Source organism: Aeoliella straminimaris, assembly GCF_024054565.1.
In the GTDB taxonomy this organism is placed as follows: Bacteria; Planctomycetota; Planctomycetia; order Pirellulales; family Lacipirellulaceae; genus Aeoliella; species Aeoliella straminimaris.
This window is the reverse complement of sequence record NZ_JAMXLR010000092.1, coordinates 115,597-138,616: the sequence shown is the minus strand read 5'-3', so window position 1 is coordinate 138,616 and position 23,020 is coordinate 115,597. Positions and strand designations below refer to the sequence as shown.

17 protein-coding genes are annotated in these 23,020 nt (G+C 60.0%); 8 read left to right on the top strand and 9 right to left on the bottom strand.

Going from position 1 to position 23,020, the window contains the following annotated elements:
* Positions 1-58: 58 nt before the first annotated feature.
* Positions 59-2,080, bottom strand: coding sequence for a hypothetical protein (locus NG895_RS26405; RefSeq protein WP_252855561.1), 2,022 nt, complete (start codon positions 2,078-2,080; stop codon positions 59-61).
* A gap of 634 nt (positions 2,081-2,714) precedes the next feature.
* On the opposite strand from NG895_RS26405, the gene NG895_RS26400 reads away from it, so the two are divergent.
* Both NG895_RS26400 and msrA read left to right on the top strand, forming a co-directional pair.
* On the top strand, positions 2,715-4,157 hold the full coding sequence (locus NG895_RS26400) for a matrixin family metalloprotease (protein WP_252855560.1): 1,443 nt from the start codon (positions 2,715-2,717) through the stop codon (positions 4,155-4,157).
* A 154-nt stretch (positions 4,158-4,311) separates the two neighbouring features.
* A complete protein-coding gene (msrA, locus tag NG895_RS26395) occupies positions 4,312-4,992 on the top strand; it encodes a peptide-methionine (S)-S-oxide reductase MsrA (protein ID WP_252855559.1) in 681 nt (226 codons plus the stop codon).
* 74 nt (positions 4,993-5,066) lie between these two features.
* Here the strand turns inward: msrA and metH are convergent, their stop codons facing one another.
* On the bottom strand, positions 5,067-8,783 hold the full coding sequence (gene metH / locus NG895_RS26390) for a methionine synthase (RefSeq protein WP_252855558.1): 3,717 nt from the start codon (positions 8,781-8,783) through the stop codon (positions 5,067-5,069).
* Positions 8,784-9,198: 415 nt separating this feature from the next.
* Here metH and NG895_RS26385 point away from each other — a divergent pair, with 415 nt between their 5' ends.
* The 4 genes from NG895_RS26385 (at position 9,199) to NG895_RS26370 (ending at position 13,585) form a co-directional block, all read left to right on the top strand.
* Positions 9,199-10,353 (top strand): glycoside hydrolase family 172 protein, encoded by a 1,155-nt coding sequence (locus tag NG895_RS26385; RefSeq protein WP_252855557.1) that lies wholly within the window; start codon positions 9,199-9,201, stop codon positions 10,351-10,353.
* A 161-nt stretch (positions 10,354-10,514) separates the two neighbouring features.
* On the top strand, positions 10,515-11,732 hold the full coding sequence (locus NG895_RS26380; protein WP_252855556.1) for a nickel pincer cofactor-dependent isomerase, group 22: 1,218 nt from the start codon (positions 10,515-10,517) through the stop codon (positions 11,730-11,732).
* 45 nt (positions 11,733-11,777) lie between these two features.
* Positions 11,778-12,158 (top strand): hypothetical protein, encoded by a 381-nt coding sequence (locus NG895_RS26375; RefSeq protein WP_252855555.1) that lies wholly within the window; start codon positions 11,778-11,780, stop codon positions 12,156-12,158.
* A 110-nt stretch (positions 12,159-12,268) separates the two neighbouring features.
* Positions 12,269-13,585, top strand: coding sequence for a hypothetical protein (locus NG895_RS26370; protein WP_252855554.1), 1,317 nt, complete (start codon positions 12,269-12,271; stop codon positions 13,583-13,585).
* 100 nt (positions 13,586-13,685) lie between these two features.
* Here the strand turns inward: NG895_RS26370 and NG895_RS26365 are convergent, their stop codons facing one another.
* Together NG895_RS26365 and NG895_RS26360 are read right to left on the bottom strand one after the other, a co-directional pair.
* A complete protein-coding gene (locus NG895_RS26365; RefSeq protein ID WP_252855553.1) occupies positions 13,686-14,630 on the bottom strand; it encodes a DUF4142 domain-containing protein in 945 nt (314 codons plus the stop codon).
* Positions 14,631-14,963: 333 nt separating this feature from the next.
* Complete coding sequence (locus NG895_RS26360) at positions 14,964-15,215, bottom strand: YecH family metal-binding protein (RefSeq protein ID WP_252855552.1); 252 nt, start codon at positions 15,213-15,215, stop codon at positions 14,964-14,966.
* Positions 15,216-15,318: 103 nt separating this feature from the next.
* Here NG895_RS26360 and NG895_RS26355 point away from each other — a divergent pair, with 103 nt between their 5' ends.
* Complete coding sequence (locus NG895_RS26355; RefSeq protein ID WP_252855551.1) at positions 15,319-16,872, top strand: sulfatase family protein; 1,554 nt, start codon at positions 15,319-15,321, stop codon at positions 16,870-16,872.
* Between the two features lie 19 nt (positions 16,873-16,891).
* Here the strand turns inward: NG895_RS26355 and NG895_RS26350 are convergent, their stop codons facing one another.
* Together NG895_RS26350 and NG895_RS26345 are read right to left on the bottom strand one after the other, a co-directional pair.
* Complete coding sequence (locus NG895_RS26350) at positions 16,892-18,442, bottom strand: glycine betaine ABC transporter substrate-binding protein (protein ID WP_252855550.1); 1,551 nt, start codon at positions 18,440-18,442, stop codon at positions 16,892-16,894.
* Positions 18,443-18,476: 34 nt separating this feature from the next.
* A complete protein-coding gene (locus NG895_RS26345) occupies positions 18,477-19,238 on the bottom strand; it encodes an ABC transporter ATP-binding protein (protein WP_252855549.1) in 762 nt (253 codons plus the stop codon).
* A gap of 543 nt (positions 19,239-19,781) precedes the next feature.
* Here NG895_RS26345 and NG895_RS26340 point away from each other — a divergent pair.
* Positions 19,782-19,982, top strand: coding sequence for a cold-shock protein (locus NG895_RS26340; protein WP_252855548.1), 201 nt, complete (start codon positions 19,782-19,784; stop codon positions 19,980-19,982).
* An 89-nt stretch (positions 19,983-20,071) separates the two neighbouring features.
* Here NG895_RS26340 and NG895_RS26335 read toward each other — a convergent pair whose 3' ends face one another.
* The 3 genes from NG895_RS26335 to NG895_RS26325 all read right to left on the bottom strand — a co-directional run bounded on the left by NG895_RS26335 (position 20,072) and on the right by NG895_RS26325 (position 23,009).
* Positions 20,072-20,623: a DUF4112 domain-containing protein gene (locus NG895_RS26335; protein WP_252855547.1), complete on the bottom strand. Its 552-nt coding sequence runs from the start codon at positions 20,621-20,623 to the stop codon at positions 20,072-20,074.
* Positions 20,624-20,674: 51 nt separating this feature from the next.
* Positions 20,675-20,947, bottom strand: a complete 273-nt coding sequence (locus tag NG895_RS26330) for a GlsB/YeaQ/YmgE family stress response membrane protein (protein WP_252855546.1) — start codon at positions 20,945-20,947, stop codon at positions 20,675-20,677.
* A gap of 184 nt (positions 20,948-21,131) precedes the next feature.
* Complete coding sequence (locus NG895_RS26325) at positions 21,132-23,009, bottom strand: polysaccharide biosynthesis protein (protein ID WP_252855545.1); 1,878 nt, start codon at positions 23,007-23,009, stop codon at positions 21,132-21,134.
* Positions 23,010-23,020 lie beyond the last annotated feature (11 nt).

Here is a 23,020-nt window from a genome sequence, read left to right as displayed (position 1 = left end):
CATCCTCCGGCGGCGTTTGTTAGCCGATCTTCGACACGAAGTGTCGAGCTACACTGCGCTACTGCAGCGCCCGTACGGAACCCAATCGCCCGCTCGGTGTCGGCAGGCTGATCGTCACTGGCACCTGGGTTTGATCGCTCGCGACGTTGCCAGCCGTGTCGCGGATTTCGATGCGGACGTAGAACGTCTGTGGCAAGTGCCGGCCAAGTCGCCACGAGTAATGGCCATTGTTTGGCAGGTTCGAGGCGGCCGTGGCCCACGGGCCGGTGGGCGTGCTGCTGTACTGCAGCGTCGCCTTTTCGTCGGCCGAGGTACTCTCGGGACGTTGCCACTCGATAAGCAACTGGTCGGCCTGGGCTGCGGTACCCTGGCGGATGCTCGTGAGATGGGCCACCGGTGGTGTCGTGTCGATGCGGACGAACATCTCCGGCCGATCGCCGGGCCGCGGGCGGACTGGGTCGATTCCGCCCGCGGTTTCCACAACGATTTTCAGTCCATAGTCACCCGGCGCGGGTACGGTTGCCAGTATTGGACTGCGATTGTCAGTATCGACACTTAGCCGGCGCCAACTGTTGCCTCCATCGGGAGTGGCCCACAACTCGACCCGGGTTACGCCATACGTACCAGCCGTATCGACGTCGTAACCGATCTCGAAGTCCAGCGAATTGAGGTACTGAAACTCCGCTGTACCTGGTTGGCCCGCAGCACCGGTAAAACCGGCTGTGGGCTGAGGTTCGTTCGCGAGTGATGGCAGGCGATGCAGTTCGGGTGCCTGCAGCGAACCGGTACCTGGCGATGCCACCCTATCCTGGAATGGCTGTGCCGAGGCGGTTCGCAACTGCGGGAAGTTCGTCCCGCTCTGCGGCAATCGAAACGGCGAGGTATAAGCCTCGTTCGCCGCGTTACGGGGCGTGTCACCACCTGGAACTGCTGCGGTGCCAGCCGACGTCGAGGCAATACTCGCCGGTGGCGGGGTCAGGCGGCGGACCTCTGCCGAGCGAGGTGAACCAAGCGGTACCGGCGACGCGCCATCGCTGGGCCAATTTTGAATGGCCGGTGGCGGTGTGGTAGCTGCCGACCCGCTGCCCCAAGTGTTGTTGGAAGAGTTACCAGTCGCCGACCATCCCAGGCTACCAGGTGCAGACGGCGGTCCAGTTGGTGCCTGAGAAAGGGAGTGGAACGCTCCGTTGGCTGGCGCACTGCCAACTGAACCCGTCGCGTTGCTGGCGGGGCGGGTGGTCGGCGTTTGCACGGGCGACAGTCGATTGGCGCTGCTGGCAAGTTGTGCTCCGGGGGTGGCCCCCACGCGAGCTTCGGCACCAGCTTCGCGGACGTTGCCCGCCAGATCGCGAACGCCCAATCGTACCCAAACCACTTCGGTGCCCTGCGGCACCTGCCAGGTTGCTTCCCCTTGGGCGTGCCCAACGGCGGGAACCTTGAGCGATCCGCCCGGTACACGCTGCCAGCGGCTGTCGCTAGGAGTGCGGTACTCGAGCGTCGCCTGCTTGGTGTCGAGGTTGACGTCGCTCGCCTGCCAGGCCGCGGCAACATTACCGCTGGCGCTTAGCTGGGCGCTCAACATGCTAACGGTAGGATTGTTCGTATCTACGATCACCCGCAGTTCCGCCTGATGCGGCCCCGCAGGCCAGGCCCGCCCTTCGGCATCGATGGTCTGCACGGCGAACAGGTACTCGCCATCGCCCGGCGCGTGGTAGTTGAAGAACTGAACTTCGGGCTTGGCGTCGGAAACAATCTCGGACCAGGTGGCCCCGGCATCCTGCGACAAGAACAGCTTGACAGCCGATGCCCCGGTGGCGGTACTGCCGCTATCCCATTTATAGGGAATCAAGAACACTTGCTGCGACCAGTACACCGGTTCGGGTAACTGAGCGGCCTTGGCCGGCGGCTGCGTCACGTAGGGAGACTGGATCATCGCTGGCTGAGAGCCAGTCGACTGCGAAAAGCCGGGCTGAACTGCCGGCGGCGGCGAAGACGGGAACGGCGACTGGCCCTGCGCTGCCGTAGCCCCAAAGGCTACGGCCAGCGCGGCCAGCACAGTCCAGCGGTCGATATGACGCATTGGTGTAAGCACAGCAAGTTCGCTTCGAGCCGGACCGCCACGAAGGACGGCCCATCGATAACGCGCAGGCCACACGCAATGGTGCGACCCACTTGCTGCCACAAACACACGCTGGCAGCCCCCCATGGAAGGATGTATCGGTTATGCCGGGCGTACGGCTTTGGGGGAATTTGACACTAGCGCAAATTGTTTGCTAGCAGAAATCTGGGTAGTTATGCTGGAAAGATCGGGATTTGCCCGGTGCCCTGGTTCGAACAGTCCATCTTCCATTGCCCCCTGTCGCTCGTGATTCAACGCCACCGTCGCCCCCTGGCTGCCCTGGGCGAAGTCTATCTAGCAAACGTCCCACGTTGATTCGTGGTCGGCTCCAAATGGGATGGGCGACAATCGGCTACTTCAGTTTCAGCAAGCGCGAGGTGCCTGTCGGAAGGTTTCCTGCGGCTTTGGCCGCTAAACCGTCAACAGAAACCCCCTGCAGATGAATGCGTACAATTCGCTACGCGGTCCCCACCACCTGGCGGCGGACCAAACGCGCACGGCTTACGGACATAGTGAGAGCTCTTGCTCCTGCGAGTCCTGCAACCGCTGCGTGGGCTGTTGCGCGTTCGATATCGATCAGACGCCGGAGTAGCCAATGCCACGCATCCAAATAAGTCTCCTCTTTGCCATGGCGATGGCCTGGTGCGCGGCAATTCCGACCCTGGCCTGCCAGTGGTGCGGAGGGGGAGGGGGAACCGTCTCGTACTGTCCGTTTGAATCGAGTTGCCAGCCAAATCCCGCACCGTACGAAACGGGAGGCGGCGGCGATGATCCGCAGTTGGCGCCGTTCAGTACTCAGAACAATGGCTGGACCAACACTTCGCAAGGCACCTCGGGGCTGGGGCGCCCCGTGCAATTGACGTGGAGCATCGTGCCCGATGGCACGCGATTGCCGACTGGCGTGCAAGAGCCGAGCTCCGACAGCGACCTGGTCGAGTTTCTCGACGACTTGTTCGAAGGAGGCAACAGTCCCGGCGGCACGACCGATCTTTCGCAGCGAAGTTGGTTCAGCCTCGTCGATAGCTCGTTCAATCGCTGGACGGAATTAGCCGGCATCGATTTCCAGTACGCCAGCAACACGAATGGTCAGTACGCAGTAGACGACGGCGCGCGCGTCCCGTTTTCCAGCGGAATCATCAATCGCCGTGGCGATCACCGGCTGAGTGGCCACTATCTCGATGGCGATGTCCGCCCAAGCGTGTTGGCCTACAACTACTTTCCGAACCAGGCGGACATGGTGATCGATACCTCGGAAGTCACCATCTTTGGTAATCCCGAGGGCAACCACCTGCGGTTACGCAATACGTTGATGCATGAGATCGGTCATGGATTGGGACTCGCCCACAACGAATCGAACGACACCACCCAAGGAGACGACAAGCACGTCTTCGGCTCCTTCCTGATGGAGCCGATTCTGTCCGTGCAATTCGATGGCCCTCAATTCGACGACATCCTGGGCATGCACCGTCTGTACGGAGATGTGCTGGAGAAAGACGGCGGCAACGACACGGCTGCTACGGCCACGGATCTCGGTACGCTGGACTTTCTACAACAGGTCGTCCTGGGGTCCGATGGGCACGATACCTTCGTGGCGGCGACCGACACCGACTTTGTCAGCATCGACGACGATTCAGACATCGACTACTTCCAGTTCACGATCACCCAACCACGCACGGTAAACGTCGAACTGGCCCCCATCGGCCCCGACGCCTATCTGAATGGCCGCGACGGCACCGCCTCAGCAGGCACCCAAACGCTTTTCTCTCCCCGAGAGCAAAGCAATCTGGTTCTGCAGATGCTGGCCACCGACGGAATCTCGTCACTGGTTACCGAAAACTCCACCTCTCTGGGGGAAGCGGAGCAAATTGTCGAGTTCGATCTCACCGAACCCGGCACCTATTTCCTCCGCATCTCGGGCATTGGCAATGCCGCGCAGATGTACGAACTGTCGCTCATCAGCGTCCCCGAACCCGCCACCTGTCTGCTCGCAGCCATGGGGCTAATGGCCGGCATCTGGCACTGGCGACGCCAGACTTAGGGGGGCAATCGCCCGCAAACGGGTATCGTTTTCCGTTCCCGGCATTTTCTGGCGCTCCCATTCCTGGCGAGCCGCGTAGAATAGTAGGGCGGCGCCCGGGGCGTCCGCCTCCGTATAGACAATCCGCGCGAATTTCGATGCGAGAGGGGCTCGTATGCTGTATTTCCGAACGGTTACCTATCTGCTGCTGCTGGTTGCGATGGTTGCTGGCTGCAGTCTTCAGGCGGCACATGGCGAAGAACAGCCGGCCGCGAACCCAGTCACGAAGAACGACAAACCGAGGGAGAAGATGGAGCAAGCAACTTTTGGTGGTGGATGTTTCTGGTGCACCGAGGCCGTCTTCCTCGAGCTCGAAGGTGTCGAAAAGGTCACCAGCGGCTATAGCGGTGGATTTGTCGAGAATCCCACCTATCAGCAAGTCTGCAGCGGTCGCACTGGCCATGCCGAGGTGATTCAGATCGAGTACGATCCCGCCAAGGTAAGCTTTGCCGAACTGCTCGAAGTTCACTTCAAAACCCACGACCCCACGACACTCAACCGCCAGGGGAACGACGTCGGCCCCCAGTACCGCAGTGCGGTGTTCTACCACAATAAAGAGCAGAAGGAACTGAGCGAGCAGGCGATCACCGAACTCAATAAGGAGCGTGCCTACCGCCGCCCCATCGTCACCGAGGTTACCGAGTTCCAGAAATTCTGGCCCGCCGAAGACTACCACCAGAACTACCTGGCCGAAAACCCCAACCAACCCTACTGCCGCGCCGTGGTGCAACCGAAGGTCAATAAGTTCCGCAAGGTGTTCAAGGACAAGCTGAAGAAGGAAGAAGCGGCCAAGTAACGAGCATTCATTGATCGATCACCAATAGCCGGACCGCCTAGCGGACCGGCTATTGGACCGTCGAGTATGAAATGCTACGCCTCGTACCCCAGATTTGGCGAGAGCCACCGCTCGATCTCCGCGACGCTCATCCCCTTGCGCTTTGCGTAGTCTTCCACCTGCTCCTTGGTGATGCGGTCCACGGCAAAGTACCGCGACTCGGGGTGGGCGAAATACAGACCGCTTACACTGGCGGCTGGGAACATGGCAAAGCTGTCGGTCAGCGAGATGCCCGTCTTCGCTTCGGCGTCCAACAGGTTGAACAGGGTCCGCTTCTCGGTATGGTCCGGCTGTGCCGGGTAGCCGGCGGCGGGGCGGATGCCGCGATACTTCTCGCCGATCAGTTCCTCGTTCGATAAGCCTTCCTCTTTGCCGTAGCCCCACTCTCGCCGTACGCGGGCATGGAGCGACTCGGCAAAGGCCTCGGCCAGGCGGTCGGCCACTGCCTTGATCATGATGGAGTTATAGTCGTCATGATCGGCCTGGAACTCTTGGGCGAGTTCCTGACAGCCCAGTCCGGCGGTGACGGCAAAACCGCCCAGGTAGTCCTGCCGGCCCGAATCGACCGGCGCGACGAAGTCGGCCAACGAATAGAATGTCTTTTGGCCTTTGCGTTCCCATTGCTGCCGCAGACCGTGGAATCGGCAGAGCTCCGTGGTACGCGAATCGTCCGCGTACAGCACGATGTCCTGGCCATCGGAATTGGCGGGCCAAAAGCCGTACACACCGCGGGCGGTGAGCAACTTCTCGGCGATAACGCGGTCGAGCAGCTTGTTGGCATCGTCGAAGGTCTTCTGCGCCTCGGCCCCCAGGTTGGGATCATCCAGAATCCTGGGATATTTGCCTTTGAGTTCCCACGTCAGGAAGAACGGCGACCAGTCGATGTATTCCCGCAGTTCTGTCAGCGGATAATCTTCCAACATCCGCGTTCCGGTGAACTCGGGTGTGGGGATGTCGACATTCGCCCAGTCGGTAGTGAAACGTTTGGAGCAGGCCTCGGCGTACGGCACCAGCGTGACGCTTTGGCGTTTTTCGTAGCTCGCCTTCAGACTGGCCTGAGTCTTCTTATTCTCTTCGATCAATTTTTCCCGCTGCTCGGGATTCATGATCTTCTCGACCACTGGCACACTCCGCGAGGCATCCACCACGTGCAGCACGGCGTTGGAGTAGCCCGGCGCGATCTTGACGGCCGTGTGCTTGGCGCTGGTGGTCGCGCCGCCAATCAAGAGCGGCGTCTTCATTTCGAGCCGCTGCATCTCGCGGGCGACGTGCACCATTTCGTCCAGACTCGGTGTAATCAGCCCAGACAGGCCGATCACGTCGACGCTCTCCTCGACGGCCTTCTCCAGGATGCTCTCGCACGAGCACATGACGCCCATGTCGATCACATCGAAGTTGTTGCAGCCCAACACGACGCCGACGATGTTCTTGCCGATGTCGTGCACGTCGCCCTTTACGGTAGCCATCAGCACCTTGCCGCGGCTTTGCCCAGCGGTGCCAGCGGCCTCCTTTTCGGCCTCCATGAACGGAGTGAGGTACGCCACCGACTTCTTCATCACGCGGGCACTCTTCACTACCTGCGGCAGGAACATCTTGCCAGCGCCAAACAAGTCGCCCACCACGCTCATGCCATCCATCAGCGGGCCCTCAATGATCTCGAGGCACTTGCCGTACTTCTGGCGGGCTTCTTCGGTGTCTTCTTCGATGTACTTGACGATACCTTTCACCAATGCGTGCTTCAGGCGTTCCTCCACGCTGGCAGTGCGCCATTCTTCGGTGGCGGCGGCAGCGCCTTCGCCCGTCGACTGGTTCTTGATCGATTCGGCAAAGTCTACCAGCCGCTCGGTCGCGTCGTCGCGGCGATTAAGAATCACGTCCTCGACCAGCTCCTTGAGCTGCGGCTCAATCTCGTCGTACACCACCAACTGGCCGGCGTTCACAATGCCCATGTCCATGCCAGCAGCCACGGCGTGGTACAGAAACACGCTGTGAATCGCCTCGCGCACGGGGTTGTTGCCGCGGAACGAGAACGACACGTTCGACACGCCACCCGACACCTTCACGCCCGGGCATTCCTCTTTGATTCGCCGAGTGGCGTTGATGAAGTCGACCGCGTAGTTGTTATGCTCCTCGATACCGGTAGCCACCGTGAGGATATTCGGATCGAAGATGATGTCCTCGGCCGGAAAGCCGATCTTGTTGGTGAGAAGCTCGTACGCCCGCTTCGAGATGCGAACCTTCTCGGCCTCGGTGGCGGCCTGGCCCTGTTCGTCGAACGCCATCACAACGATCGCCGCACCATACTGCCGACAAAGCTGTGCGCGACGGAGGAACTCCTCTTCGCCATCCTTCAGGCTGATGGAGTTAACGATCGCCTTCCCCTGCACGGCCTGCAGCCCTGCTTCGATCACTTCCCACTTGCTGCTGTCGATCATCACAGGGACTGCGGCCACTTCGCTCTCGCCGGCCAGCAAACGCAGGTAGCGGACCATCTCGGCTTCGCTGTCCAGCAGACCTTCGTCCATGTTCACGTCGAGCACGTTGGCGCCGTTCTGCACCTGCTCGATGGCGACTTCTACCGCCTCTTCGTACTTCTCCTCTTTGATCAACCGGGCGAATTTGCGGCTGCCGGTCACGTTGCTTCGCTCGCCAATCATCAGGTAGTTGCTGTCGGGGCGCAGCTCCAGCGGCTGCGTACCGCTCAGTCGCAGTCGAGGTGCAACGGTGGTACGCTTGTGCGGCGCAATGTTCTGAATGCGATCCACCATCGCGGCAATGTGGTCGGGCGAGGTGCCGCAACAGCCGCCGATAATGTTCACCCAACCGCGCTCAGCGAATTCGGCAACAGCCTCCGCCATCTCCGCGGGGCCGAGGTCGAACTGGCCCATCTCGTTGGGCAAGCCGGCATTAGCATGGCAACTGACGTAGCTGGTGGCCACGGACTGCAACGCTTCGATATGCGGCCGCATGATATCGGGGCCCAGCGCGCAGTTCATACCCACCGACAACATGGGGAAGTGCTCGATGGAGTTCCAGAACGCTTCGATCGACTGACCGGAGACGAAGGTACCGCCCCCCTTGTCGAACGTGCCCGAAATCATCACCGGCACGCGATTGCCGCTGGCGCGGAAGTAGTTCTCGATGGCAAACAGACACGCCTTGAGGTTCAACGTGTCGATCACCGTCTCGGGCAGCAGGATGTCGACCCCCGCCTCGACCATGGCTTCCACTTGTACGTAGTAGGATTCGACCATCTGGTCGAAGGTGACGTCGCGACGGGAAGGGTCTTCGACGCTGGTCGAAATCGCCATCTGCTTGGAGGTCGGTCCGATGGAGCCCGCCACAAACCGCGGCTTATCGGGAGTCTTCTCCGTGAACTCGGCGCAAGCTTGCTTGGCCAGCTCGATGGCTGCGGTGTTCAGTTCGCGGGCCAGCTCCTCCGGATTATCGAACTCGAAGTCGCCCATGCCCACCGGACTTGCGCCAAATGTGTTCGTTTCGATGATGTCCGCGCCAGCCGTCAGGTAGTTGCGGTGGATGGTGAGCTGAGCTTCGGGCTGCGTGATGCAAATCAGGTCGGCAAAGTTCTTCAGGTCTTTATGGTGATCGGCAAACCGCTCCCCGCGAATCTCGGCCTCGCCAATGCCGAGGGCCTGCACCTGGGTGCCGGTGGCTCCGTCGAGGAATAGAATCCGCCGCTGGAGTAACGCGTCCAACTCGTCCGTACGATCGATAACAGCTGTTTTGAGCATAGAAAGTTCTAAGTGAAGGTTCGCTCGGGGTGCGCCGGATCCCGACAGCTATCTGCAGCCAGTCAGGGCAAACATGGCATCATAACACGTTTTGGCCTTGCCCTTAACCCTGGAGCAGGGACACCGCAGGCGAAATCTAGTTCGCCCGTGGAGGAAATGCCATGGGCCGCGACCAGGAAATCTCCCCCGAAAAGATCCGGAAACCCGGAATGGAACTCGGCAAAAATCCTATGATCACGCCAAAGCGGGCCTTACAGTAAATGGTGCGCTGCCACGCCGCTGGAAGGGCCCACCAATCGCAACCGTGGGCGTTGCCCGAGAAAATGCCCAGCGCTGGCGGCGTCGACTAACCGCTATCCAACCAGATTTGTGTACGACTTGCCAAGCCAACCATCCTCTCGAGAAGGCGATCACCATGACCATCCGCACCTTCGTGCTATCACTTGTCGCCCTGGCCCTACTGCAAGCGAGTGCCACGGCCCAACCGCCGCAGGGCGACGAATTGTTCGATGTTGATAATCAGATCGTCTCCCGGTCGATTTCTGCTGAAAACCCGACGGGCGCGCCCGGCCAGGGGGGACAGGCGGCCAGCGAAATTGGCGTCGGGCGCAAAGGAGCCCCCAGGTTCGACCTGAAGGCCGGCCAGACTTATCTGCTCTGCGACATCGAAGGCTCCGGCACCATCCGCCATATCTGGATGACGGGCACCTGGGGCCGCAACCGAGATAAGCCCATGCTCCGCGACATCGTCATCCGCGGATACTGGGATGGGCAGGACCACCCCAGCATCGAATGCCCCATCGGCGACTTCATGGGCAGCTCACACGCCAAATCGACCGCCTACCAGTCGGCGGTGCATTCGACTGGCGAAAAGGAGGCATTCAACTTCTGGTTGCCTATGCCTTTCACCGAGCGGGCAAGATTCACCCTGACCAACGAGGGCGACACCGATTGCATCGTTTACTACCAGATGGACTACACCTTGAACGAAGATCACCCCGAGAGCGTCGGCCGACTGCACACAAACTTTCGCCGCGCTAACCCCACCACCATCAAGGAGGATTTTGAGTTGCTGCCGAAGCGAACCGGCAAGGGCCGCTTCATCGGCTCGATGATCGGCGTCCGCACCTTGCATCCCGGTTGGTGGGGCGAGGGCGAAGTGAAAGTCTATATGGATGGCGACGACGAGTTCCCCACCATCTGCGGCACCGGCAGCGAAGACTACGTCGGCCTGTCGTACGGCATCCAGAACACCACTTACCAGTACCACGGCTGCAGCTTGTTGGAGAGGTCGAAAGAGAAGTTCGAGCAAATCGAGCTCCCCCAGAACAAGAAGGTCGAAGTCCCCATGACGTACATTTCGATGTATCGCTGGCACCTGCCCGACCCGATCTACTGGAAGAAGGAATGCCGCGTGACCATCCAGCAAATCGGCTGCTGCTACTACGAACGGGACGACGACTGGTCGGCCGCCAGCTTCTGGTACGAACCGGTACCGAGTGAACCGCTGGGGCCGTTCCCTACGGTCAAAGAGCGGACGGCGGACCTCCAACCGCTGCTCAATCCCTAGAACCTTGCCAGCCGCTCCGCCCGCTTCGTGTCGCGTCGGGCATCCGTACGGTTGCGCTTACTGGATAACATTCACCGCAACGGATCGATTTACCTGGGCGAGCACATGGAGAATAATGAAAGGCTCGCCCACGATCATGACGTCCGACCAACGAGCACAGGATGAAACTCCACAAAATCAGCCAGCAATTGGCTAGCAATCCCATCGCCGACATTCCGAAGGCCGTCTATGCAGCGCTCGACGGCCTCGCGTGCGAGGTTCCTCAGGGACGGGTGGCCATCACCTGTGGCAGTCGTGGCATCTCGAACATCGCGGCCATCACCCGCGCGGCGGGCGACTGGCTCAAGAGCCGCGGGGCCCAGCCGTTCCTGGTGCCCTGCATGGGATCGCACAACGGGGCTACCGGGCCCGGGCAGCGGGCCATGATCGAGTCGCTCGGCATCACCGAAGAAGCGATGGAGATGCCGATCCTGGCGTCGATGGACGTTGTAGAGATTGGCGAGACCTTCACCGGTCCGATCACCGTCGACCGCAACTGCCATGAGGCGGATGGCGTGCTGGTCCTCAATCGCATCAAGCTGCACACCTGCTTCACCGGGCCGATCCAAAGCGGGCTGATGAAGATGATGACCATCGGCATGGGCAAGATCAACGGTGCACGAACCTTCCACAAGGTTCCCACGCTGCAAAAGGCCGACGCCATCATTGCCATGGGCGAGGCGATCATCGGTACCGGCAAGATCTTCGCCGGACTGGGCATCCTGGAAGATGGCTTCGACCAGACGGCCGAGCTCCACGCCCTGCCGCCCGACGAGTTCATCACCGAAGAGCCCAAGCTGCTGGACCACTACACCAACGACTACTTTCCGAAGCTACCCGTCGACAAACTGGACGTGCTGATCGTCGACCAGATTGGCAAGACATTCAGCGGCCTGGGCATGGACCCCAACGTGATCGGCCGTCGCGGCATCCACGACGTGCCCGACTTCCCCACGCCCAAGATCGGCAGCATTGCGGCCCTGGAACTCACCCCGGCGTCGCAAGGCAACGCCCTGGGATTCGGCCTGGGCGACTGCATCACGCAGCGTCTGTACGACGCGATCGACTTCGAAAAGACCCGCATCAACGCCGAAACCACCGGCGACATGGACCGCATCAAGATGTGCCATGTAGCTAAGGACGACGCCGATGCCCTGCAATGGTGCGCCGACCGCAGCGGCACCGACCGCTGGCTGGTGGTGCCCAACACCCTGCACCTCGGTTCCATCTACGCCAGCGACGCCTTGGTAGAGGAGCTGGCCGAGCATCCGTTGTGCACGGTGAAAGCAGAGACCGCGGAACCGGAGTTTGTGGATGGTCGGATGCGGTTGGCGTTTTAGGAGTGGTACCCTCAGCTCTAATGCACGGCTCGTAGGGAGTTGAACGTGACAGAGAATCCCTATCGATCGCCGCAGGGAGTAGGTGGCACCGCTGGTAAGTCGCCCAGTAGAGTGCTCGATATCTGGTTCGGACTGTTTCCTTGGTGGTCCACGCTGTTCTATGCATGGTTCTGCCTCCGCATCGCCCCGCACAAGTTCGTATCGCCGCTGTGGCCGCCCGACAGCCCAAACTACATTTCGCCCACTGCGTTTGGACTGTACTGCGTGGCATTGCTGGCGATAGGAGCTACGATAGTCATTTCCTGCGTACTTCTGACGCGGAGTGCAATGGGAAACAAGCAGCAGATCGTATTGTTCCTCGTCGCCCTCGCCGTTCCGCCGTTTGGCTGCACACTGGCGTATTACCAGTGCAAGCGGAATCCGTGAGCCTGGAGTGATCGCGACAACGGGGACAAGTAGCCCTGGACAAACGAGCTTCATTGAGGTTCAAAAGAAGCGCTGGCAGTCGTTCAAGGCAGGTCAGCATTGATAAGACCATGTTCATACACCACCCATCCGCGTTTTGCATCACGGTCGCCAGCGTCGCACTGTTGCTGTCGCCCGGAGCTTGTTTCGCCACGAACCAGATTCTTGATGAGTGCGTGTTCGAAGGCAACGAGCGGACGATCCAGCAGAACCCGCTCAGTGCGCTATGGTGGGACGACAAAGGCAAGTTCAAGTCGCCCGGTTTCGACGTACCGAGCACGGCCAACTGGAAAGGCTACGAAGCCAGCTGGGAGATCAAGGATCAGAAGCTCTACCTGAAGAGTTTCACCGCCGCCCGGGGTGGAAAGCAGGTGGAAGTGAGCGAGTTGGTGCCGGGCGGCTCGTTGCCTATGCCCGCCACGTTCTATAGCGGGCAGATCCACTTTCCACTCGGTAAGCCAGTGGGCGATCCCCCCGTCTTTGGTCGTCCCCTTGAGTTCAGCACTGTGATTGTGTTTGAGATCGAGCAGGGCAAGGTGACCAAGATGACTCTCGAGCCCAACTTTCGTGTGGTCGATACTTGGAATGGCCTTGCGAACGACGCCCCGACACCCGGGCCACCTGCCCCTGCTTCGACATCGGCCACAATTCGTGCCCCCGAGGACGTCCGCGCGGGAATGATAGACGGTCTTACCAAGATCCTCCGTGCCCACGGCGTTAACGATCTCACGATCGACGTGGCCGATGACCAATCGGAATCCATCGTTGTCGAGATTGATTTCGCTCCCTCTGTCGGCCAGGCTCGTGCAGTCCAACTCTACGACGAACTGCTGGATTTTGATGGCAGTATCCAGCTGGACGGTTCACCGCCCGCACAAAAGCCACAGCAAACCAAGAGGCCTGAACGATTGGATGCGTTCGATCCGATGCAGCCATTTCGACTCGAACTGGGTCGAGGAAGCGGGCTGAATGGCCTCAACACCACGGTCATTCACCCCGATGGTCGAGTGGTGATGCATCGGCTCGGTTCGCTGGGGCCAAAGGGTGTCAGTTCGGATACGACCTACTGGTACGAGAGCCAATTCCAATTGCCGCCCCAGGCAATACAGAAACTGGCAAAGGAAGTTGCTCGACTCAAAATCCCCCGCCTCGACAAGGAATACTCTGCGAACATCGTCGATGGAGGTCAGTGGATAGTGCGGCTCGAGCAAGACGGCAAGTCACGCTCTACCTACATGAACAGTACATTCCCGCGTCAGGCGCAGGACCTGGCTTCCTTCGTCGATGCACTCGTGCTCCGGCATGGTGGGCGGCTTGTATGGACGGAGGTTTCCGCCAGGAACGGGCGCAATCACGAGGAAGAACTCTGGGAGAGCATCCGGGACTGAGTCGTTGCTCCGATCTCCCCAAAGCGTCCATAGAAAAAGCCCGATCGGCTTTGAAGGCCGACCGGGCTGGTACTCTCTCTAGACTATATCGAACTCAACCTTAGTTGCGAAACGAGTCAGTCGAGTCGCGTGAATCAGTCGAGTCGCGCGAGTCCGACGTCGAACCCTCGTTCGACTGCTGGTCCTGCATCTTCTTGGCGAGTTGCTTGGCAGTACCAAGATGCTGCTGGACCTTGTTGTCGGCTTCATCGACGATCTGCATGAACTGAGGCGCGTCCACGTCCTGAATCGCGCTTAGTTCCGAGTGCATCCAGTTATGGCTGCCGATCACAGCGCCAACATAGCACATGTCGAATTTCTCGCCTTGCTTATCCGAGAACATCTGCTTGGTCAGCTTGTGGTTGTTCTCGATGGCACGACGTTCAATGTTCAGCAGCTTCTGAGCGGCCCCATCGACGGGTGCCTGAGTGTCGCTGCTTAGTGCCGGTGCGACGCGATTGCTGTTCGCCACTCGGTTGTCGCGCAGATTCGATGCAACGCGATCGCGAGGCGTTCTGGCGTTCCGTTCCGCGGTGTCGGCATTCTGCGAAGTTGCAGCGTCGTCACGCGTGGCATGATCGCTATCGTTACCAGACAGATCCTTCACCTGTTTCAGTTGAGGCATCGCGCTGACCAGCTTCTGGTTTGCCTGCTGGTGCGACTGCTTGATGTCGTTGGCCAGGTTCTTGACGTCTTGCGATTTGGCCTGATTGGCGGCCATCTCGGCGAGTTCAATCTGGCACTGATTGGCCAGGTAGAGTTTCGCCGCCAGATAATTCGTCAATTCCTGATTCGCTTCCGACTGGGCGCCCGGCTGTTCGGTGGCACTTTCTGTGCCGCGGAACCCTGCTTCGCGACGCTGGGTCTGTCGCAAGGTATTGTCTTCGGGAGTCTGCTGATCGATTCGCTGGTTGTCCAACTGAGGCGAGATGGCTGGCTGCTGCGCCATACCAACCGCTGGCATGCTCAGGGCAGCCAACAAGGCATACGGTGTAAACATTCGCATAACTGGTGTTCCTTTGGTTAAGAGGTCGATGCTGGTGACAGGGCTAGTTACCCTACTCACCAGCAATGAACCGCAAAGCGGATACCAGTTGGCGCGAAGTGAAAGAATGATAAATGGGGCAAGCCGTCGGTAGAGATTTACCCGTTGGAACGTCCCGTGCGGCTGAATATCTGGTGGTGCTTGAACCATGATGGCCGCGCGGCGACGTGGACACTCGGCACCTCCCACCCAGGGGGTTGATCGAAACACTACCACCCTGGCCAGTCACCTCGGCCGTCGGCCGTTCATGAGCCCATGCCAGTTGAGCGATGCAAGGCTAACCTTGTATCACCGTTAGTGATTGCAGATCTTGCCCGCGTCGGTCGAGAAGCCTTGGCCCGCTGGGACGAACTTGCCGCGCTCGGCCAGAAAGTCGATCAACTGGCTGGCGGTCATCCCGCTGGCGCTACAGGTGCAGAAGCGAGCCTCGGTGCCGAACCGCTCGTGGATGGCGGCTTCCAGCGTGCTGCGATCGTAAGACTGTCCCGACTCGAGCATCATCCGCATGACTTCATGGCCGTGGACTTCGGTAGCGTTTTCCTGCATCTTCCAGCACTCCGGTCGGGGACGCGTGGGGGATAATTCGAAACTTGCCGGTGGAGCGTTTAAGATAGCGAATTGTTACGTTTCGTCACAGGGTTAGATTACCATGCGAATTGCATCCTCGTTTTCCCTTTCGTCTGTTATTCTGCTGCTGGCCGCTGGCTATGGCTGGGCGGCAGAGCCCGAACTGCCAAACGTGCTGATCCTCTACGTCGACGACATGGGGTACGGCGACCCAGGATGCTACAACGCCGACTCCAAGATCCCCACGCCTAATATTGACCAGCTTGCCCGCGAGGGAATGCGTTTTACCGACGGGCACAGTTCGTCGGGCATCTGCACGCCTAGCCGTTACGCCCTGCTGACGGGACGCTACCATTGGCGGAAATTCCACGGCATCGTGGGACCGTTGGGCGCATCGCGGTTCGATGCCGAGCGGCTGACGCTGCCCGAGATGCTGCAGCAGCAGGGCTACCGCACCGCTTGCATTGGCAAATGGCATTTGGGCTGGGACTGGACCGCCATTCGTCATCAGGGAGTTCGCCAGACAACCTCCGGCGCTAATGGCCAACAGCGGTACTGGGGCTACGACGCGCTGGATTGGACGCGGCCGATTCCGGATGGGCCGCTCGCGCACGGCTTCGACCACTACTTCGGCGACACCGTGATCAACTTCCCGCCCTACACCTGGATTGAGAACGACCGGGTAGTAAGAGTTCCCGACACGAATCTGGAAATCACCGCCAAGACGAAGGAAGGCAGTTGGGAGGCTCGCCCTGGACCGGCCGTGAGCGACTGGGATTTTTACGACAACCTGCCGACCCTTACGGACAAGGCCGTCGAGTGGCTCGATACTCGCAAAGGCGATGAGCAGCCGTTCCTGTTGTACTTCGCCTTCCCCTCGCCGCATGCACCGATCGTTCCGACCGACGACTTCGACAACAAGTCCCAGGCCGGCGCGTACGGCGATTACGTGGCGCAGAGCGACTGGACATGTGGGCAATTGCTCGCAGCGCTCGAGAGATCGGGACATGCCGACGACACGATCGTGCTGTTCACGTCCGACAACGGGCCCGAAATCTACTGCTACGCCCGCGACGCCAAGTTTGATCATCGCTCGGCCGGACCGCTACGGGGAATCAAACGCGATATCTACGAAGGGGGACATCGGGTGCCGTTCATCGTGCGTTGGCCGGGCTCGGTGAAGCCGGGTGCGACCAGCGACGCGCTGATCTCGCAGATCGACGTGATGGCCACCCTGGCAGAAATCATTGGCTACGAACTACCCGCAAGTGCGGCCGAAGACTCCTACAGCCAGTTGCCAGTCCTCCTGGGTCACGCCCAGGTGCGACCCAACCTGGTGCACAATACGGCTCCCGACCGCTACGCCATGCGCGATGGCGACTGGCTGTGGATCAACGTTCGCAATGGCTACCAGCGTCCGGCGAACGCCGCCTGGGAAAGGAAATACGGCTACACGGCCGACCACCACCAGCAGCAGCTATTCAACCTGTCGAGTGATTTAGGACAGCGGCACAACGTGATCGACGACCATCCCGAGCGAGCCGGGCAAATGGAGCAACTACTACAAGAGATTCGCGAGCAGGGGCATAGTGCTCCGCGGTTGGAAGAGACCAATCGCGATACCGATGCTGAGTAATGGCGGACCGCGAAGGTGGCTACTGAACCAGGCCTTCTTTTAGCAGAAACTCCCGCGCCACCTCGCGGGGGCTGCGATGATGCCCGTCCACCTCGTAGTTGAGCCGCTGCATTGTCTGGTTGTCGAGTCGGCCGGTGAGTTGCCCCAACACCTCGCGGAGCTCGGGATATTGTTCGAGCGTCGCTTCGCGGACCATAGGCACCGCGTAGTAGGGCGGAAAGAATTGCCGGTCGTCCTCCAGCAGTACCAGATCATAGGCATCGATGCGACCATCGGTACTGTAGGCAGCAATCACGTCCACCCTGCCCTTGCCAGCCGCTTCGTACATGAGGCTCGCCTCGAAGTCGATCGCTTCGCCGAACTCGAAGCCGTAGTGCTTGATGAGGCCCGGATATCCGTCGGGCCGTTCGGCGAATTCGGAAGTCCAGCCGGCCAGCAACTCGTCGGCGCTGTCGCGCAAGTCTGAGATATCTTCCCACCTTCGAGCTTTCGCCATGCTCCTTCGTACCGCGATGGCGTAGGTGTTGTTGATGCCCAGCGGTGGCAACACTTCAACGGCGAACTGTTCGTGGTAGGCCTTGGCCACCTTGTCGAACACTTCGTCCGGATCGCCGATCGCTGGCTGGTGCAATACGGCGGTTAATGCGGTGCCAGTATACTCGGGGTACAGGTCTACCTCGCCACTCACCAAGGCGCCGTGACAGATCATGGTGCCGCCCAGGCAGAAGCGGCGATCGACCGTCAGATCGGTGTTCTCTTCGATCAGGTCCGACATCATGTGCGCCAGGATCATGCTCTCGGAAAACGACTTCGACGATACCACCAGATCGGGGCGAGTACCAACATAGGTGGCCATGCCCGAGGCCAACGCCAACACCGGCAGCAACAGAGCAGCCGTGCGAGCGACTCGCGTCGCGGTGCGGGGGCGTGAGGACTTGCGCATGGGATCGAGCGCCCAACCAACGGCCGCCAGGGCGCCATCGACCACCAGGGCGAGCATCGCCGAGGGAATGGCCCCCAGTAGGATGAGCCGCGTATTGTCGAGCGCCAGCCCGCGTGTAATAAACTGCCCCAGCCCGCCGGCGCCGATAAACGCGGACAAAGTGGCCACGCCCACACCAATCACCGCGGCAGTGCGGATACCGGCGATGATCACCGGCAAGGCCAGCGGAAACTGCACCATGCGAAGTTGCTGCTCGGGCGTCATGCCAATGCCCTCGGCGGCATCCATCACGCCGCGGGGCACGCCTTCCAGCCCGGTGATCGTGTTGCGCACGATGGGAAGCAGTGCGTAGAGCGTCAGGGCAATGATGGCGGGTACCGCGCCAATGCGGTCGAGCAACGCCAGCAGTAACGTGAGCAGCGCTAAGCTGGGAATGGTTTGCAGTATGGAGACCATCGACAGCACGACACTCTTGGTGGTTCGCGAATGGAGCGCAACCACGCCAAGCGGCACGCCAATCACGATAGCCAATGCCGTGCTGGCCCCGGTGAGTCCCAGGTGTTCGCCCAGCCGCAACCAGAGCTCGGGTAAACGCTCGCGGAGGAATTCGAACCAGGTCTGTTGCATGATCTGTCGACAGTGGGCAGTGGGAGGTGATTGGCTACTTGAATACTTCGCGGAACGAGTCAAGTTGCTCGGCCGGCTTTCCGAAAAGCTCTTTGACAAACGGCGTGGCGGAGTGCCCCACCACCTCGGCGGGCGTGCCAACCTGCTCCAAATTGCCCTGGTGCAACACGGCAATTCGATCGCCCAGCGCGAGGGCTTCGAAGATGTCGTGCGTGACGAACACGATGGTCTTGCCGAGCTGCCTCTTAAGCGACAGGACCTCTTGCTGTAGCGAGTCGCGCGTCAGGGCATCCAGCGCGCCAAACGGTTCGTCCATCAACAGATAATCGGGCTCGGTAGCCAGCGCCCGCGCCACACCGACTCGTTGCTGTTGCCCCCCGGAAAGTTCCCCCGGCAGGCGAGCAGCATATTCGTGGGGAGGAAGATGGACCAGGTCCAACAGTTCGTGAGCGCGTGCACGGCGCTCGGGCTTGGAAACCCCCGTCAACTCGAGCCCCATGGCTACGTTGCGTTCGACGCTCATGTGGGGAAACAATCCTATCGCCTGAAACACGTAGCCAATTGATCGGCGCCAGGCAATGGGGTCGCGCTCCGAGAGTGGATTCCCATCGACAAGGATCGTGCCTTCGCTGGGGTCGAGCAGTCGCAGAATCATCTTCAGCAGAGTCGACTTACCACACCCCGAAGACCCCAACAGCACCAAGGTCTCGCCGTCATCAATCTTAAGATTCAGCTCGCGTAGTGCGAATGTCGAACCGCCGTCGAACGACTTGCAGACCTGTTGTAATTCAATCATGAAGCCAGTAGCAAAACTGCGAACGAGCGGGCGAAACAAAGTGGCTCAGGGTGGAGGGCCGGTCCAGTAGAACACACCCCCCAATAGATCCACCACCGCGAAGGCGCGAATTGAACATCTTTTTGGCGGATCGACGCATGTTGTGGTGCAAAATCGATGGCCATCAGAAGGCACATTCAGCCTACAAAAACAGAGCTAAACTTCCAATATGAGGCCGTGGTAAATGAGTAGCACAACGATGTGCAAAAGTATTGACTCTTCGGCATACCGCGGTTACGATGCTACACCAGACTACGTCGGCAGGGGTGATGCCGAAGCGATGCGAAATGACGGTCCGGTCCGTCAACTCCCAACACTTCTCACAACCCAGCTCAGAAACAGGGTCCTCTCTTCGCGAGCGGTGCACAATCACTGGTGCTTTAGCATGCCATTCTTGGAATGCGTCTGCCGATTATTGTCTTCCCGTTGCACATCCCATGAGTGTAGGGCGCGGCCTATGGGGTGGCGTATGTATTTGTTGCTACGTGCCAGGAGTGATTCGCAGTGTCGCAAGGTACTATCAAGAAGCTGACGGACAAAGGATTTGGATTTATCGAGGGGGAGCGCGGAGATATCTTCTTCCATTGCTCTGCGGTGGAAGGTGAGATCACTTTCGATCACCTCAGCGAAGGACAGCAAGTAGAGTACACCGAGGGCCAAGGCCCCAAGGGACCGCGCGCCGAGCAAGTTAAAGTGCTCGCCTAGTCTGCCGGACCCCATTGAAGTAAACGACAAACGGCCCAGCGAACGACAGTTCGCTGGGCCGTTTTCTATTGGTCGAAGTCGCCTCGCGCTCAAGGCATAAGCAGCGGATACCACTGCGGCGTTCGCGTGTGCGTCGGCTGCGAAGTTTGACCAGACGTTCGATGCAGAAGTTTATCGATTCGCTGATTGGCGTGTTCGGTCGGCAACTTGCCCTGCCGCTCGAGTTCGCGGATCAGCACCTTCATGTTCTTGCGGTTGGCTCGCCAGGCAACGTCTACCAGATCGCCGACCAAGGGGATGGTTCCAACCAGGAAGTCGATTCCCACGTTGCCAAGCATCTTGAGCAAAACTCGCTTACGTGCCCCCAGACGATGGGCTTCCCACACGAAGTAGGCGGACACGACCGTGGTCGCTGCGTCACCCGCCACCGGTATCAAACCGAGCAAAGCATCCCACCCCAGGCGAATCGACGTGCCTGGCAGGCGAACAGCGTCGTCGAACAACCGGCTAATCAGCTCTAGCCGCGCGAGCAGCCGTTGCTGGTCGACGGGCTGAACAGCCTCGGACGTCAACGCGCCGTGCTGCTTGAGACGCCAGGTACCGACGTCGCTCAAGCGGTTGGTGGGATGGGAGCTAAGCATCGTATCAGATCACAAGTGGATATTGGGCATGAGGCACTAGCAGATTCGACCTTACCGCAACTGGCGTCGTTCGGGACGAAGCTGCCGTACGGTGAGCACCACCAGAATGGCGCCTACGATCGAGCCAATCCAACTGGCGGGCTCGAACTCGCCATCGAGTCCCCAAATGAGTTGCGCCAGGAAACCGCCAAGGAACGACCCCGCGACGCCTATCAGCATGGTGCCGATGAAGCCCATGGGATCGCGACCCGGAACCAAAAACCGAGCAATGGCGCCGATAATCAAACCGAAGACGATCCAACCAATAATCACACCAATGGTCATGGCAACTACCTCACTTCTCTTGTTCTATTCGAGCGCCGGACGAGCAACAGATGCCCGTTTGCCGGCGTAGCATGGAGAAGTTGCAATTGGCGCGCCAAACTTATTGGGCGAGAGGGCCGCAGTAAGTTACCACGGGACATGTTGCGACGAATTTGCCTGAAACATAGCTGCCGCGAGCGACAGTCTAGGCTGCTTCCCGAGTCGAGGCAGCCGGCGTTTCGTACAACGGAACCACCCGCGATAGGGCGTCTCGCACTCGCGCTGGTTGGTCGTTGACCATCCGCTCCAAGTGATTGATGTCGCCAATCACCTGTAGAATCTGCCAATCCTGGCTATTGGCCACCATGATCTTGGCATGCGCCGTGGGACGGTGCGTTTCGTGCTCACCATAGAGTTCTTCGAACAGCTTTTCGCCGGGGCGGAGTCCAGTGAACTCGATTTCGATGTCTTCCCCTTCACGAAGCCCCGACAGGCGGATCATGTCTCGCGCCAGGTCGACAATCTTCACCGGCTCTCCCATGTCGAGGACGAATATCTCGCCCCCCTGCCCCATGGTGCCGGCCTGGATGACTAGCTGGGCTGCCTCGGGAATCATCATGAAGAATCGAATGATCTCAGGGTGCGTAACCGTGATCGGACCGCCGCGGGCAATTTGCTCGCGGAACACGGGAACCACACTGCCCGCCGAGTCGAGCACGTTACCAAACCGCACCGTGATGAACCGGCACTTCGACGTTGCGGCCTTAGCCTGCACGTAACGCTCGGCCAATTGCTTACAACTGCCCATTACGCTGGTAGGATTCACCGCCTTGTCGGTGGAGATCATCACAAAGCCATGCGCGCGGTGTTCCTCGGCCAGGTCGACCAGGTTCCGGGTGGCCAGGACAATATTCTTGATGGCCTCGCCGGGATGCGACTCCATGAGTGGCACGTGTTTGTAGGCCGCGGCGTGGAACACAATATCAGGACGGTGCGCACGAAAGACACTGTCGATCCGCTCGTAGTCCAGCAGGTCGGCCAAGACGGGCTCGATCGCCACGTCGGACGCCAGACGCTGCAATTCGCGTTCGAGGAAGAACTGCCCGGTCTCCGAACGATCGACTAGCACCAACTTGGCTGGATTGAGTGCGAGCAATTGTCGACAGATCTCCGATCCGATGCTGCCGGCCGAGCCTGTGACCAGCACCACCCTGCCGGCGAGCCAATCGCGAATGGCAGCCTTGTCGAGATGCACCGAGTCGCGTCGCAACAGATCTTCGATCGCCACGGCGCGAGGCTGGACGCTCACCTTGCCGCCGAGCAGTTGTTCGTAGCTGGGCAGCACATTCACCAGGAATCCTTCGGCTCCGGCGGTCTCCATCAGCGAACGCACGGTCTTGCCCGAGAGCTCTCCGGAGTGGATGAGCACCTCGGCCACGTCGTACCGCTTCACCAGCTCGGCCACGTTGTCCAGAGCACCGAGCACGGGGACACCAGCGATGCGTCGCCCGACCAGGTGAGAACGATTGTCGACAAATCCGACCACCTCGTACCGGAGTCGTGAGTTGCGATGGACTGCACGGAGCAGTGCTTCGCCTGAATCGTTGGCCCCCACAATCAGCACCCGGTAGCTGGACTCGGCATGCTGCCATCGCAGTTGCATCCCGCGCCACACGCGTGGCATCGCGCGAAGCGCGCCCACGAGGCCCAGCGAGACGCCCCAGTCCATCAGCATGACACTGCGAGGAATGGCATACTCGGGAACCAGGAACGAGTCGATCATCACGACCCCCACGGTGCCGCAGGTGATGGCCTTGGCAATGGCGCCCAGATCGTGAAAAGTTACGTACCGGTGCCAGCCGTCGTAGATATGAAACCAGGAGGAGCTGATCATCTTGGCCGCCACGACCCACGGCATCGACCACCACATCAGCGCGGCAAATTCGCTGGCCGGATAGCCATCAAAACGCAAGCAAAAAGCCGCCACGTACGCCAGCACCATTGCGGGCATCAGCATGCCGTTGGCGAGAACCAACTGGAACGCCCTGGTACGTTTCGAATTGCGGACGGCGCGACGCGACATGGATGCAACGG